The organism is Streptomyces indicus, from assembly GCF_900100315.1.
Lineage (GTDB): Bacteria > Actinomycetota > Actinomycetes > Streptomycetales > Streptomycetaceae > Streptomyces > Streptomyces indicus.
The window spans coordinates 148,618-162,001 of sequence record NZ_FNFF01000007.1 but is presented as its reverse complement, the minus strand read 5'-3'; the positions used below and the strand labels follow the sequence as shown (position 1 = coordinate 162,001).

12 protein-coding genes are annotated in these 13,384 nt (G+C 71.9%); 7 read left to right on the top strand and 5 right to left on the bottom strand.

Features of this window, described 5'->3' with window-relative positions; translation table 11 throughout:
* Positions 1-56: 56 nt before the first annotated feature.
* Together BLT97_RS19145 and BLT97_RS19140 are read right to left on the bottom strand one after the other, a co-directional pair.
* Positions 57-266, bottom strand: coding sequence for an acyl-CoA carboxylase epsilon subunit (locus BLT97_RS19145; protein ID WP_093611828.1), 210 nt, complete (start codon positions 264-266; stop codon positions 57-59).
* A gap of 34 nt (positions 267-300) precedes the next feature.
* The gene (locus tag BLT97_RS19140; RefSeq protein ID WP_093611826.1) at positions 301-1,905 is read right to left on the bottom strand and encodes an acyl-CoA carboxylase subunit beta; all 1,605 of its coding nucleotides are present in this window, start codon (positions 1,903-1,905) and stop codon (positions 301-303) included.
* 129 nt (positions 1,906-2,034) lie between these two features.
* Between BLT97_RS19140 and BLT97_RS19135 the strand changes: the two genes are divergently transcribed.
* Together BLT97_RS19135 and BLT97_RS19130 are read left to right on the top strand one after the other, a co-directional pair.
* Positions 2,035-2,925: a biotin--[acetyl-CoA-carboxylase] ligase gene (locus tag BLT97_RS19135; RefSeq protein WP_093611824.1), complete on the top strand. Its 891-nt coding sequence runs from the start codon at positions 2,035-2,037 to the stop codon at positions 2,923-2,925.
* Between the two features lie 144 nt (positions 2,926-3,069).
* Positions 3,070-4,299: an adenylate/guanylate cyclase domain-containing protein gene (locus BLT97_RS19130; RefSeq protein ID WP_093611822.1), complete on the top strand. Its 1,230-nt coding sequence runs from the start codon at positions 3,070-3,072 to the stop codon at positions 4,297-4,299.
* Between the two features lie 83 nt (positions 4,300-4,382).
* Here BLT97_RS19130 and BLT97_RS19125 read toward each other — a convergent pair whose 3' ends face one another.
* Both BLT97_RS19125 and hutH read right to left on the bottom strand, forming a co-directional pair.
* Complete coding sequence (locus tag BLT97_RS19125; protein ID WP_093611820.1) at positions 4,383-5,519, bottom strand: GGDEF domain-containing protein; 1,137 nt, start codon at positions 5,517-5,519, stop codon at positions 4,383-4,385.
* A gap of 393 nt (positions 5,520-5,912) precedes the next feature.
* Positions 5,913-7,451 carry a histidine ammonia-lyase gene (hutH, locus tag BLT97_RS19120; RefSeq protein WP_093611818.1) on the bottom strand — a complete coding sequence of 513 codons (1,539 nt, stop codon included), beginning with the start codon at positions 7,449-7,451 and terminating at the stop codon, positions 5,913-5,915.
* Positions 7,452-7,594: 143 nt separating this feature from the next.
* Here hutH and BLT97_RS19115 point away from each other — a divergent pair, with 143 nt between their 5' ends.
* Positions 7,595-8,401 carry an enoyl-CoA hydratase/isomerase family protein gene (locus tag BLT97_RS19115; protein WP_093611816.1) on the top strand — a complete coding sequence of 269 codons (807 nt, stop codon included), beginning with the start codon at positions 7,595-7,597 and terminating at the stop codon, positions 8,399-8,401.
* 85 nt (positions 8,402-8,486) lie between these two features.
* Here BLT97_RS19115 and BLT97_RS19110 read toward each other — a convergent pair whose 3' ends face one another.
* On the bottom strand, positions 8,487-8,795 hold the full coding sequence (locus BLT97_RS19110) for an LAETG motif-containing sortase-dependent surface protein (RefSeq protein WP_093611814.1): 309 nt from the start codon (positions 8,793-8,795) through the stop codon (positions 8,487-8,489).
* 108 nt (positions 8,796-8,903) lie between these two features.
* Here BLT97_RS19110 and BLT97_RS19105 point away from each other — a divergent pair, with 108 nt between their 5' ends.
* The 4 genes from BLT97_RS19105 (at position 8,904) to BLT97_RS19090 (ending at position 13,319) form a co-directional block, all read left to right on the top strand.
* The gene (locus BLT97_RS19105) at positions 8,904-9,392 is read left to right on the top strand and encodes a hypothetical protein (protein ID WP_093611812.1); all 489 of its coding nucleotides are present in this window, start codon (positions 8,904-8,906) and stop codon (positions 9,390-9,392) included.
* Between the two features lie 244 nt (positions 9,393-9,636).
* Positions 9,637-10,890 (top strand): L,D-transpeptidase, encoded by a 1,254-nt coding sequence (locus BLT97_RS19100; RefSeq protein WP_093611810.1) that lies wholly within the window; start codon positions 9,637-9,639, stop codon positions 10,888-10,890.
* Positions 10,891-11,051: 161 nt separating this feature from the next.
* Positions 11,052-12,518 carry an ABC transporter permease gene (locus tag BLT97_RS19095; RefSeq protein WP_093611808.1) on the top strand — a complete coding sequence of 489 codons (1,467 nt, stop codon included), beginning with the start codon at positions 11,052-11,054 and terminating at the stop codon, positions 12,516-12,518.
* A gap of 117 nt (positions 12,519-12,635) precedes the next feature.
* Positions 12,636-13,319 (top strand): ABC transporter ATP-binding protein, encoded by a 684-nt coding sequence (locus BLT97_RS19090; RefSeq protein WP_093611806.1) that lies wholly within the window; start codon positions 12,636-12,638, stop codon positions 13,317-13,319.
* Positions 13,320-13,384: the final 65 nt, after the last annotated feature.

Below are 13,384 nucleotides of genomic sequence, written 5' to 3'. Positions count from 1 at the left end.
CGCTATCCGCGTGCTGTGTTCTGCGCGCCGTTATCCGTGCGCTGTGTTCCGTGTGCCTATCCGGGCCAGTACGTACGCGCCCACGCCGTCGGCCCCGGAGCGGGCAGGCGGTCGCGGGCCACGCGGGCCGGGTCGGACCAGGCGTCGGCCGGGGCGGGCGCGCCGGGGCCCTGAGCGCTCAGGGACGCGGCGCGCGCCTGGACCACCGCCAGAGCGGCGGCCAGCTCCTCCGGGGTCGGATTGCCCCGGACCACCTTGATCATCATCGGCGGACCTCCTAGCGGTCGTCGTCAGGTCGGCCTAGAGGGGGATGTTGCCGTGCTTCTTCGGCGGCAGCGACTCGCGCTTCGTACGGAGTTGGCGCAGGCCGCGGACGACCTGGCGGCGGGTCTCCGAGGGCATCACGACGGCGTCGATGTAGCCGCGCTCGGCCGCCGTGTACGGGTTGAGCAGCGTGTCCTCGTACTCCTGGATGAGCCGGGCGCGCGTGGCCTCCACGTCCTCGGCGGCGGCCAGGGTCTTGCGGTGCAGGATGTTCACCGCGCCCTGTGCGCCCATGACGGCGATCTGGGCCGTCGGCCAGGCGAGATTGAGGTCCGCGCCCAGGTGCTTGGAGCCCATCACGTCGTACGCGCCGCCGAACGCCTTGCGCGTGATGATCGTGATCAGCGGGACCGTGGCCTCCGCGTACGCGTAGATCAGCTTGGCGCCGCGGCGGATGATGCCGCCGTACTCCTGGTCGGTGCCCGGCAGGAAGCCCGGCACGTCGACGAAGGTCAGGACCGGGACGTTGAACGCGTCGCAGGTGCGCACGAAACGCGCCGCCTTCTCCGAGGCGTTGATGTCCAGGCAGCCCGCGAACTGCATCGGCTGGTTGGCCACGATGCCGACCGGGCGGCCCTCCACGCGGCCGAAGCCGGTGAGGATGTTCGGCGCGAACATCGACTGCGTCTCGAAGAACTCACCGTCGTCGAGGACGTGCTCGATGACGGTGTGCATGTCGTACGGCTGGTTCGCGCTGTCCGGGATCAGCGTGTCCAACTCGCGGTCCTCGTCGGACAGTTCGAGGTCGGCCTCCTCGGGGAAGGCCGGCGGCTCGGACAGGTTGTTCGACGGCAGGTAGGAGAGCAGCGACTTGACGTACTCGATCGCGTCCTTCTCGTCGCCCGCCATGTGATGGGCCACGCCCGAGGTGGAGTTGTGGGTGCGCGCGCCGCCCAGCTCCTCGAAGCCCACGTCCTCGCCGGTGACCGTCTTGATGACGTCCGGTCCGGTGATGAACATGTGCGAGGTCTGGTCGACCATCACCGTGAAGTCGGTGATGGCGGGGGAGTACACGGCGCCGCCCGCGCACGGGCCGACGACCAGGGAGATCTGCGGGATGACACCCGAGGCGTGGGTGTTGCGGCGGAAGATCTCGCCGTACATCCCGAGGGCCATCACGCCCTCCTGGATGCGCGCACCACCGGAGTCGTTGATCCCGACCACCGGGCAGCCCGTCTTGAGGGCGAAGTCCATCACCTTCATGATCTTCTGCCCGAAGACCTCGCCGAGCGCACCGCCGAAGACCGTGAAGTCCTGCGAGAACACCGCGACCGGACGGCCGTCGACCGTGCCGTAGCCGGTCACGACACCGTCGCCGTACGGGCGGGTCTGCTCCAGGCCGAAGTCCGTCGAGCGGTGCCGGGCGAACTCGTCGAGCTCGACGAACGAGCCCTCGTCCATGAGCAGTTCGATCCGCTCGCGCGCCGTCAGCTTGCCCTTGGCGTGCTGCTTCTCCACCGCGCGCGCCGAACCCGCATGGGTCGCTTCCTCGATACGCCGCTGCAGATCGGCGATCTTGCCCGCGGTCGTATGGATGTCGATCTGCGCTGTCTGCTCGGACGCCTGCTGCGGCTCGGACATCGGGATGCGGCTCCCTGCCTGCTCGAAGAACACGAATGCTCGTATGAGAACGCTTGGCTACTGATGCGTAGCGTAGTAGCGCGGACCGCTACCGGCAGTGCGGTGTTCCCCACACCTAGTCTGTCTTGCATGACGAGCGAAAACCCCTCCGCGAACCGTTGGTCGAACCTGGAGCGGCCCCCGCTGAACGGGGCCGCGCTGCGCCGTGCGCTGACGAACACCGACGGCGGCCTGTACTGCGACATCGACGTCGTGGAGGCCACCGGGTCCACCAACTCCGACCTCGCCGCGCACGCCGCCGCGGGGGAGGCGGAGGAGGGCGCGGTCCTCGTCGCCGAGGTGCAGACCTCGGGCCGTGGGCGGCTCGACCGGACCTGGAGCGCGCCGCCGCGCTCGGGCCTGTTCTTCTCCGTGCTCCTGGAGCCCGCGGAGATCCCCGTGCACCGGCTCGGCTGGCTGCCGCTGCTCGCCGGCGTCGCCACCGCGACCGCCCTCTCGCGCGTCGCCGGCATCGACACGGCACTGAAGTGGCCCAACGACCTCCTCGTCACCGTCGACGGCCAGGAGCGCAAGGCCGGCGGCATCCTCGCCGAACGCGCAGGCGAGCGCTTCGTCGTGCTCGGCATCGGCCTCAACGTGGACCTCGCCGCGGACGAACTCCCCGTACCGACGGCCGGCTCCCTCGCCCTCGCCGGGGCCCGCCTCCTGGACCGCGACACGCTGCTGCGCGCCGTGCTGCGTTCGCTCGAGCAGTGGTACGGGGCCTGGCGCAAGGCGGCCGGCGACCCGGCCGCGTGCGGACTTCAGGAGGCGTACGCCGCCGGGTGTGCCACGCTCGGGCGCCGGGTACGCGCCGAACTGCCGGGCGAGCGCAGCCTCGTCGGCGAGGCCGTCGCCCTCGACGGCGACGGACGGCTGGTCATCGCCACGGACGGCGGCGGCCGCGAGGCGGTCGGGGCCGGGGACGTGGTGCATCTGAGGGCCGCGTCCGGGGACGGCACGGACAGCGAGTCCGCCTGAGGACTTCCGTACCTACGTGAGCCAGCCCACACCTGCCGTATCGTTGAGCCCGTTCGTCAGTCGTTATGGGGCCGTGACAGATCAAGTGGCGCAGATGCGGGTGTACGCAGCGGCAGCGAGTGCGGAAGGGCAGGGCAGCAGGCAGTGACCGTCGATGACTCGGGCTCCCACGCCGGCTCCGCCACCGCGCACGCCGAGAACGCGTCCGCCGGTACGCCGGGCGGCACCGCCGACGGCGCTCCGGGCGGGCACGACGAGGAGCCCGGCCCCCGGCCGGTCGACCACGCCGCGCAGGCGGCGGCCGGCGGCCCCGAGCGGGCCGAGAGCGAGACCGACCCGCTGGCGCTGCGCCTCGAAGGGCTGATCCTCGGCGCGGAGCGGCGCTACACCCCGTTCCAGGCGGCCCGCACCGCGGGCGTCTCGATGGAGCTGGCCTCCCGCTTCTGGCGCGCGATGGGCTTCGCGGACATCGGGCAGGCCAAGGCGCTCACCGAGGCGGACGTGCTCGCGCTGCGCCGGCTCGCCGGTCTCGTCGAGGCCGGACTGCTCAGCGAGGCGATGGCCGTGCAGGTGGCGCGCTCCACCGGGCAGACCACGGCGCGGCTCGCCGAGTGGCAGATCGACTCGTTCCTCGCGGGCCTCACCGAGCCGCCCGAGCCGGGCATGACCCGCACCGAGGTCACGTATCCGCTCATGGAGCTGCTCCTGCCGGAACTGGAGGAGTTCCTCGTCTACGTGTGGCGGCGGCAGCTCGCGGCCGCGACGGGACGGGTCGTGCAGGCCGCGGACGACGAGGAGATGGTGGACCGGCGGCTCGCCGTCGGCTTCGCGGACCTCGTCGGCTTCACGCGCCTGACGCGCCGCATGGAGGAGGAGGAACTCGGCGAGCTGGTCGAGGCGTTCGAGACCACGTCCGCGGATCTGGTCGCGGCCAACGGCGGGCGGCTGATCAAGACGCTGGGCGACGAGGTGCTGTTCGCGGCGGACGACGCCGGGACCGCCTCGGAGATCGCGCTGCGGCTCATCGAGACGATGGCCGGCGACGAGACGATGCCCGAGCTGCGTGTGGGCATCGCGTTCGGCACGGTGACCACGCGGATGGGCGACGTGTTCGGTACGACGGTGAACCTGGCGTCGCGGCTCACGTCCATAGCGCCGAAGGACGCCGTCCTCGTGGACGGGGCGTTCGCGCAGGACCTGCAGCGCTCCGGGGACGCGCCGGTGTCGGAGGCGGAGGCGGCGGCCGAGGCGGAGAAGGCGCTGGCCGCGGGGGAGACGCCGCCGTCGTACCGGTTCGCGTTGCAGCCGATGTGGCAGCGGCCGGTGCGGGGGCTCGGTGTGGTGGAGCCCTGGCTGCTGACCCGGCGAGGCTGAGCTGTGGCGGGCTGCGCCCGCGTGCTGCTCCGCGGCGGCGTATCTGTGGGGGCTGACGCCCCCACACCCCCACGGGGCAGTCCTCACCGGCGGAACCGGCGCCGTTCCCCCTTGCGTTCCGGCTGCGGTGTGTCCGCCAGGCGGATGACCGGGTCCTCCGGGCCCTCGCGGCCCGCCACCACCGGCTCGGTCGCGCGGGCCGCCTTCGCGCGGTACTGGGCCGCGTCCGCGAGCCGGAACAGGCGGCGGGCCGAGCGCAGCGGGCCGATCGGGTCGCCCGTCGAGGCGACACCGCAGGCCACGCCCTCGCCGAGGTCCAAGTCCGCGGCCCGTACGCAGAGTTCCCCCGCCACCCGTACGACGTCGTCGGCCGGCGGACCCACCGAGAGCAGACAGAACTCGTCGCCGCCCAGGCGGGCCGCGAGCGCGCCGGGGAGCATCGCGCCGCACAGGGACAGGACCGAGCCGAAGCGTTCCAGGAGGCGGTCGCCGACCGCGTGGCCCCGGGTGTCGTTGACGCGCTTGAGGCCGTTCAGATCGCACACGACCAGGGACACCACCGTGCCGTCGCGGCGGTGCAGCTCCACGGCCTCGTCGAGGCGGGCGTCCACCGCGCGCCGGTTCGCGAGGCCGGTCAGGGCGTCGGTGAAGGCGAGCCGGCGGGCCTCTTCGAGGCGCTCGGTCTGGGCGAGGCCCGCGGCGATCACGGCGGCGAGTACGGTGGCGAAGTCGGCGTCCTCGCGGCCGAAGACGGGAGCTCCGGCGGGGCGGGCCACATACAGCTCGCCCCAGGCCCGCCCGTGCAGCACGATCGGGGCGACCACGCAGCAGCCGCGGCCGCGGCGGCGCAGGGCGGCCACCCGCTGGTGGCAGTAGCCGCCGGCTCCGTCGGTCGGGCCCTCGGCCGTCTCGACCCAGGCGTTGGGCTCGCCGCCGCCCGCCCAGCGCTCGTGCAGGAACTCGGTGATCTCCGGGAACTGGTGCACGGGATAGGTCTCGTTGTCGGGGAACTCCTCCTCCCCGGGGGCCCGTTCGCCGGCGTTGACCAGGACCTTGAGCCGTCCGCGCTCGCGCTCCCAGACCGAGAGCGCGGCGAAGCTGCCGCCGAGCGCGCGCTGGGCGCCGTGCGCCGCGGCCAGCCATGACTCGCGCGGGCTGTGCGCGGCGGCCATGGCCTGTGCCACGCGTACGACGCCGGCCAGGCGGTTTTCCTCTGCCATCTCCCCAGCGTAGGGAGGTATGGGGGAATTGGGGGTTTTTCGTCCCTCCGGTCGGGGTTGCCCTCTCGTCTGTGGTGTCCGTCGCCTGCGGTCGCCGTCGGTCGCGGTCGCCGTCGGTTGCGGTCGCCGTCGTCTGCGGTCGCCGTCGGCTGCGTTCCGATGCGCGTGCGGGTTTCGTTTGGGGTCGGTGCCGGTCCGGGGTACCGGTTACACGGGCAATGGCGCCGCAGGTCTGCGAGCGTGGTCGTCCGGGTGGGGGGTGCCCGTGTAACCGGCACCCCTCCCCGTCCCCTTCCGCCGGAGCCGCGGCTGCCGGCCGGTGGGAGTGCGCGTCCCCGCCGGTGTCGGCCGGCGCTCGCGCCTGGAGCGCGGCTGCGCCCCCCCAGGCGGTGGCTACGCCAGTGGGCCGGTGATCTTCTCCACTGCGGCGAGCAGCCCCCCGTCCCGTACGAACGACTCCGCGGCCGCCAGGTCGGGGGAGAGGTAGCGGTCCGGGCCGGGGCCGGCGACGCCCGCCTCGCGCGCCGCGGCGATGGCGGCGGCCGAGGCCGGCGCCGGGGTCAGCCCCGCCCGCAGCTCGATCGCGCGCGTCGACGCGTACAGCTCGACGGCGATCACGCGGGCGAGGTTGCCCACGGCCGTACGGAGCTTGCGCGCCGCCGACCAGCCCATCGAGACGTGGTCCTCCTGCATCGCGGAGGACGGGATGGAGTCCGCCGACGCGGGGACCGCGAGCCGCTTCATCTCGCTGACCAGGGCGGCCTGCGTGTACTGGGCGATCATCAGGCCCGAGTCCACGCCCGCGTCGTCCGCGAGGAAGGGCGGCAGGCCGTGCGAGCGGTTCTTGTCGAGCAGGCGGTCGGTGCGGCGCTCGGAGATCGACGCCAGGTCGGCGGCGGCGATGGCGAGGAAGTCGAGGACGTACGCGACCGGGGCGCCGTGGAAGTTGCCGTTGGATTCGACGCGGCCGTCGGGCAGCACGACCGGGTTGTCGACGGCGGAGGCCAGTTCGCGCGAGGCGACGAGCGCGGCGTGCGCGAGGGTGTCGCGGCCCGCGCCCGCGACCTGCGGGGCGCAGCGCACCGAGTACGCGTCCTGCACGCGCGGGGCGTCGTCCTGGTGGTGACCCGTGAGGCCCGAACCCTCAAGGACGGCAAGCATGTTGGCGGCCGCGGCGCCCTGGCCCGGGTGCGGGCGGATGGCGTGCAGTTCGGGGGCGAGCACCTTGTCCGTGCCGAGGAGCGCTTCGAGGGAGAGCGCGGCCGTGATGTCGGCGCTCTTGTAGAGCCGCTCCAGGTCGTCGATGGCCATCAGCAGCATGCCGAGCATGCCGTCGGTGCCGTTGAGGAGGGCGAGGCCCTCCTTCTCGCGCAGCTCCACGGGCCGGATGCCGTGCTCGGCGAGCAGCTCGCCGGCGGGCCTGACCGTGCCGTCCGGGCCCTCCGCGTCGCCCTCGCCCATCAGCGTGAGCGCGCAGTGGGAGAGCGGGGCGAGGTCGCCGGAGCAGCCGAGGGAGCCGTACTCGTGCACGACGGGCGTGATCCCGGCGTTCAGGAGGTCCGCCATGGTCTGCGCGACCTCGGGGCGCACACCGGTGTGGCCCGAGCAGACGGTCTTCAGGCGCAGGAACATCAGCGCGCGCACGACCTCGCGCTCCACGCGCGGACCCATGCCGGCCGCGTGCGAGCGGACGATGTTGCGCTGCAGCTGGGCCCGGAGTTCGGTGCTGATGTGGCGCGTGGCCAGCGCGCCGAAGCCGGTCGAGACGCCGTAGACCGGTTCGGGCTTCGCGGCGAGCGCGTCCACGATCTCGCGGGCCTTCGCGAGGGCGGTGACGGCTTCGGCGGACAGCTCGACCTTCGCGTTCTGGCGCGCCACGGCAAGTACGTCGGCAGGGGTGGTGCCGGTCGTCCCGAGCACCACGGTGTGCATAGTCATATTCAGCAGCCTACGGACTGAATCGCAATGTGTCACGGGTGGGTTCGGGGAGTGACCGTTACCGGTGGGCGTCCGGCGGGGCGGCGTCTGCCATGATGCCCAGGTCGGTGAACGTCCGTTAACAGGGAGGGTGACCCATGGCAGAGGCGGCACACGAGGAGCGGTACGGCGAGTTCGTGGCCGTGCGCCGGCACGGATACGTCGCCGAGTTCGTGCTGGACCGGCCCAAGGCCATGAACGCGGTGTCCAGCGCCATGGCGGCCGCGATTGGCGAGGCCTGCGCGGCCCTGTCCGCCGACCGTGACGCCCGCGTCGTGGTCCTCACGTCCTCGCACGAGCGGGCCTTCTGCGTGGGCGCCGACCTCAAGGAGCGCAACTCCTTCACCGACGCCGAGCTGCTCCGCCAGCGCCCGGTCGCCCGCGCCGCCTACACCGGTGTGCTCGAACTGCCCATGCCCACCATCGCCGCGGTGCACGGCTTCGCGCTGGGCGGCGGCTTCGAACTCGCCCTGTCCTGCGACCTGATCGTCGCCGACGCCACCGCCGTGGTCGGCCTGCCCGAGGTCTCCGTGGGTGTCATCCCCGGCGGCGGCGGTACGCAGCTGCTGCCGCGCCGGGTGGGTGCCGCGCGCGCCGCCGAGCTGATCTTCTCGGCCCGCCGCGTGGAGGCCGCGGAGGCACGGGAGTTGGGCCTGGTCGACCAGCTCGTCGCGGCCGGCGAGGACCGTACGGAGGCACTCGCGCTCGCCTCCCGCATCGCCGCCAACTCGCCGGTCGGGCTGCGGGCCGCCAAGCGTGCGCTGCGGCTCGGGCACGGTCTCGACCTGCGCGCGGGCCTCGACGTCGAGGACGCCGCCTGGCGCACGGTGGCCTTCTCCGGCGACCGCGCGGAAGGCGTCGCGGCCTTCAACGAGAAGCGCGCGCCCCGGTGGCCGGGCGAGTAGCCGCAGCGGACGCCTGTGCCGGGCCTCGCCCCACCCGGGGGCGGGGCCCGCGGTCGTGGCGGCCGGGGCCCGGGGGCGCGGCGGCTCAGGCCTCGACGACCCGGCGGCGGCTGAGCGCGAAGATTCCCACGCCGGAGATCAGGAAGGTGAGGCCGCCGGCGATGTACGGGGTGGTGTCCGTCGACCCGGTCTCCGCGAGCCGGGTCCCGCCGGTGTTCGGCGCGGGCGCCGCGTAGGCCGACGTTCCCGTGGACTGCGCCCGGTCGGCCGCCGCGTCCGCGGCCGCCTGCTCCTTCTGCTCCCCACTGGCCGTCGCCGAAGGAACGAACCACAGAGCGCCGAGCAGGGACCCTGCGGCGGTGGCGGTGAGAAGTGAACGGCGTGCGGGTGACACGGAGTCGATCCCCCTAGTGGTGCCGGAAGTTGGACCGTCTGCGGCGATGGTAGTGAACCCAGCGGGTCGCGCGAAAGTGGAGGGTGGCTTTCGACTTACGCTCCGTCCATGACCACCTCTGAGACATCCCGTTTCGTGCGCCTACGTGTGGAACTCGTCCTCGAAGTCACCGACGAGGGCGCCCTGGCCGGTGCCGCGCTCGACCGCATCGGCGAGGACGCGTACATGCCGGACGACGAGCGCGTGCACGCCGAATCCGCCGTGCAGGAGGAGGCGGCCGAGGCGCTCGCCTACCTCGTCGACCCGTTCGACCTGGTCGCGGAGGTGCCGGGGGTCGAACTGGCCCAGGCCTCCTGGAGCAGCGAGTCCGTCGACCACGTCCCCGACGAGGCGTGGGACGAGGACGACGAGGACCTCCTGGACGAGGACGGCGACCTCGCCTACGAAGAGGAGGAGCCCGAGTGGGAGGAGGAAGAGGGGGAGCGCGGCGAATACGGCGAACACGGCGGATCCGGCGAACGCGGCGAAGGCGATCAAGGTCGCGAACGCGACGAGAATCACACGCATCCCTACGGAGCGGCCGCGGTCGGCGCGTAGGCTCGACGTGGGTACTGAACCCCGGTCGTGCGGGTCCGTCGGACCGCTCGTCCGGGGTTTCGTCGTGTGGCGTCCGATGGGCGCCCGTCCTGTCGAAATGCCTGGACAGGATGCGTGTCCTCGGCCACATCCGGTGCCGTTTCGGAACCGGGTGAGCTGGTACGCGTGTTGTAAGGGTGTGCGCAGTTTCGCTGGGCACGGGGACAAACGGGGACTTTCGGGGTTTTCCGGGGATTCGGCAACGATGGAGAAGCGTGTGATGACGGACAGCAAGCGGAGCAGGGGCCTTGTGGCCGTGTCCGCACTGCTCGGTGGCGTGCTCGTGCTCTCGGCCTGCAGCAGCGGGGACGAGGGGACGAAGGGCAAGGACTCGCAGCAGGAGAAGACCGACCAGGCCGCCGCGCAGGACACCTCCGCCGCCCGAATATCCGTATCCCCGAAGAACGGGTCGAAGAACGCCTCGATCAACAACGCCGGCAAGGTCACCGTCAAGGACGGCACCCTGACCGAGGTCACCATGACCACCGCCGACGGCACGAAGGTCGCCGGCTCGCTCTCCGCGGACAAGAAGACCTGGAAGCCGGACGCGCAGTTGGAGCGCGCGACCACCTACAAGGTCGCGGTCGTCGCGAAGGACTCCGAGGGCCGCGACGCGCACGAGAACACCACGTTCACCACGGTCGCGCCCACCAACAGCTTCATCGGCAACTTCACGCCCGAGGACGGCTCCACCGTCGGCGTGGGCATGCCGGTCTCGATCAACTTCGACAAGGCGATCGAGAACAAGGCCCATGTCCAGAAGGGCATCACCGTCACCTCCAGCAGCGGCCAGGAGGTCGTCGGCCACTGGTTCAACTCGCAGCGGATCGACTTCCGCCCCGAGGACTACTGGAAGGCCGGCTCCACCGTCACGCTCGACCTGAAGCTCGACGGCGTCGAGGGCGCCGACGGTGTCTACGGCGTCCAGCAGAAGTCGATCACCTTCAAGATCGGCCGCTCGCAGGTCTCCACGGTCGACGCCAAGACGAAGCAGATGACCGTCGAGCGCGACGGCAAGGTCATCAAGACCATCCCGATCTCCGCCGGTGCGCCCGAGAACAAGACGTACGAGGGCGAGATGGTGATCTCCGAGAAGTTCAAGGAGACCCGGATGAACGGTGCGACGGTCGGCTTCACGGACGACGACGGCAAGGGCGAGTACGACATCAAGGACGTGCCGCACGCGATGCGCCTGTCGACCTCCGGCACCTTCATCCACGGCAACTACTGGGGCAAGGGCATCTTCGGCTCCGCCAACACCAGCCACGGCTGCGTGGGTCTGCAGGACGCCAAGGGCGCCGACGACCCGAACACCCCGGGTGCCTGGTTCTACGACAACTCGATGGTCGGCGACGTGGTGATCGTCAAGAACACCGGCGACAAGACCATCGCCCCCGACAACGGTCTCAACGGCTGGAACATGAGCTGGGCCGAGTGGACGGCGGGCTCGCAGGCCTGACCCGCGCCGCCCGCCCCCGGGACCCCGATGGCCCGTACCTCGCACGCGAGGTGCGGGCCATCTCCCGTACCAGAAGCGGTGTTTCCGCGCCGTTGGCCTTCTCATCGCGCTCTCACACGGCCCTTATCCCGCCATCACGCGCCCTTCCTACCTTCAGCCGCATGTTCTTCACCTACTTGCGGCGTGAGCTGCGCCGCCGCAGAAAGGCGGCGCTCGTCGTCGCCTCCGGGCTCGCGCTCGGCATCGCCCTGGTCATCGTGGTCAACTCCGTCTCGGCGGGCATGAAGCAGGCCCAGGGCAAGGTCCTCGAGTCGCTGTACGGGCTCGGCACGGACATGACCGTCACCAAGGCGCAGGAGGAGCCCGAGGAGGGCGAGGCACCGCAGCGCCCCCGCTTCCGGTTCGACGCGAACGAGGACGGCGAGGAGCAGGCGAGCGACCAGCTGATGGTGCAGGGCTTCCAGACGCTCGGCGCCTCCACCGTCGACACCGTGGCGCGGCAGGACGGCGTCGCCGACGCGGTCGGCGGGCTCAGCCTCACCAACCTGAAGATCAGCGGCGAGTTCAAGCGCGGCGAGATCGAGGCGGCGCCCGCCGAGCCCGGACAGAAGCCCGGCGAGGGCGGCCAGGGCCGGGTGCGCGGCGGCGGCGCGGACTTCGGCGTCAACTCCTTCACCGTCTTCGGCACGGACGTCACGAAGCCGGACCTCGGCCCGCTGACCTCGTCCACCCTCACCAAGGGCCGGACCTTCAAGGACTCCGAGACCGACGCGAAGGTCGCGGTCGTCGACTCCGCGTACGCGAAGAAGGAAGACCTCACGACGGGCGACGAGATCTCCGTCAAGGGCACCGAGTTCGAGATCGTCGGCATCGCGACGGCCGACAAGGGCCAGGCCCCGTCGAACGTCTACATCCCGCTGAAGCAGGCGCAGACGCTCTCCGACTCCAAGGACAAGATCACGACGGTGTACGTGAAGGCCGCCGACTCGCAGCAGATCGCGGCGGTCAAGGACGCCATCCAGGAGAACGTCCCGGACACCACCGTCACCACCTCCGCCGACCTCGCGAAGACCGTCTCGGGCTCGCTGGACACGGCGGCCGGCCTCGCTTCCAACGTGGGCAAGTGGCTCTCGTACGCGGTGCTCGCGGCCGCCTTCCTCGTGGCGGGGCTGCTCACCTCCTCGGCGGTCAGCCGGCGCGTACGCGAGTTCGGCACGCTCAAGGCGCTCGGCTGGAAGTCGGGCCGTGTCACCCGGCAGGTCGTCGGCGAGGCCCTGGTCAACGGGCTGATCGGCGGTGTGCTCGGCATCGGTGTGGGCCTCGCGGGCGCCTACGCCGTGACCGCGGTCTCGCCGACCCTCACCGCCGAACTCGGCGGCGGGCTCACGGGCGGCGGACCGGGCGGCGGTGGCGGCGGCATGGTCGTCTCGGGGCCGGGCGGAGGCGGCGGCCCCATGGGACAGGCCGCCGAGCGCACCCTCGACATCGCGCTCAGCGCCCCGGTCGGTCTCGCGACCATCGTCCTCGCGGCCTCGCTCGCCATCGGCGGCGGCCTGATCGCGGGCGCCTTCGGCGGCTGGCGCGCCTCGCGGCTGCGCCCCGCGGACGCCCTGCGCCGCGTCGAGTAACCGCGTGCCCCGGCCCCGCGCGAGGGCCGCGGGGTCCCGCAGGTCCAGCTTCGGCCCCGTACGCGCTCGGGCCGTCAACTCCCGTACGCCTGACGGACTTTCCAGGAGTCATCCACCATGTACCACCTCAGAGGCGTCACCAAGACGTACCGCCGCGGCAAAGCGAGCGTGCAGGCGCTCGACGGCGTCGACCTGACCATCGAGGACGGCGGCCGTCTCGTCATCCAGGGCCCCACCGGCGGCGGCAAGTCCACCCTCCTGCAGATGCTCGGGGGCCTCGACCGCCCCACGGCGGGACAGGTCGAACTCGACGGCACCGATCTCGCCACCCTCCCCGAGGCGCGCCTGACCCGGGTGCGCAGCGAGAGCATCGGCTTCGTGTTCCAGTCCTTCAACCTCATCCCGACGCTGACCGCGCAGGAGAACGTGGAGACCGCCCTCGTCCCCCTGAAGCTCAAGGCGAAGGACCGGCGTGAACGGGCCGCCGAGGCGCTCGGCTCGGTGGGCCTCGGCGAGCGGCGCGGCCATCTGCCCGGCGAGATGTCCGGCGGCCAGCAGCAACGCGTCGCGATCGCACGGGCGTTGGTGAAGCGGCCGAAGGTGCTGCTCGCCGACGAGCCCACCGGCAACCTCGACGAGTCGATGCGCGACGAGATCATGGACCTGCTCGAAGGGCTCTGGAAGGAGCACGGCCTGACGTTCGTGATGGTCACGCACGACAGCGCGATCGCGAAGCGGGCGCCGCGCCTCGCGACCATCAGGAAGGGCCGCCTGACGGTCACGGAGAACGCCTCGGCCTGAGGCGTTCTCGCGCGGCGGCCGGAAAGCAGCCCCGAAGGCCGACCGGAAACATGACTGTGTACGCA

Excerpts from the sequence above, each read along its gene's own strand:
- BLT97_RS19145 (WP_093611828.1), bottom strand. The coding sequence starts at position 266 with ATGATGATCAAGGTGGTCCGGGGCAATCCGACCCCGGAGGAGCTGGCC.
- BLT97_RS19140 (WP_093611826.1), bottom strand. The coding sequence starts at position 1,905 with ATGTCCGAGCCGCAGCAGGCGTCCGAGCAGACAGCGCAGATCGACATC.
- BLT97_RS19135 (WP_093611824.1), top strand. The coding sequence starts at position 2,035 with ATGACGAGCGAAAACCCCTCCGCGAACCGTTGGTCGAACCTGGAGCGG.
- BLT97_RS19125 (WP_093611820.1), bottom strand. The coding sequence starts at position 5,519 with ATGGCAGAGGAAAACCGCCTGGCCGGCGTCGTACGCGTGGCACAGGCC.
- hutH (WP_093611818.1), bottom strand. The coding sequence starts at position 7,451 with ATGCACACCGTGGTGCTCGGGACGACCGGCACCACCCCTGCCGACGTA.
- BLT97_RS19115 (WP_093611816.1), top strand. The coding sequence starts at position 7,595 with ATGGCAGAGGCGGCACACGAGGAGCGGTACGGCGAGTTCGTGGCCGTG.
- BLT97_RS19105 (WP_093611812.1), top strand. The coding sequence starts at position 8,904 with ATGACCACCTCTGAGACATCCCGTTTCGTGCGCCTACGTGTGGAACTC.
- BLT97_RS19100 (WP_093611810.1), top strand. The coding sequence starts at position 9,637 with ATGGAGAAGCGTGTGATGACGGACAGCAAGCGGAGCAGGGGCCTTGTG.
- BLT97_RS19095 (WP_093611808.1), top strand. The coding sequence starts at position 11,052 with ATGTTCTTCACCTACTTGCGGCGTGAGCTGCGCCGCCGCAGAAAGGCG.
- BLT97_RS19090 (WP_093611806.1), top strand. The coding sequence starts at position 12,636 with ATGTACCACCTCAGAGGCGTCACCAAGACGTACCGCCGCGGCAAAGCG.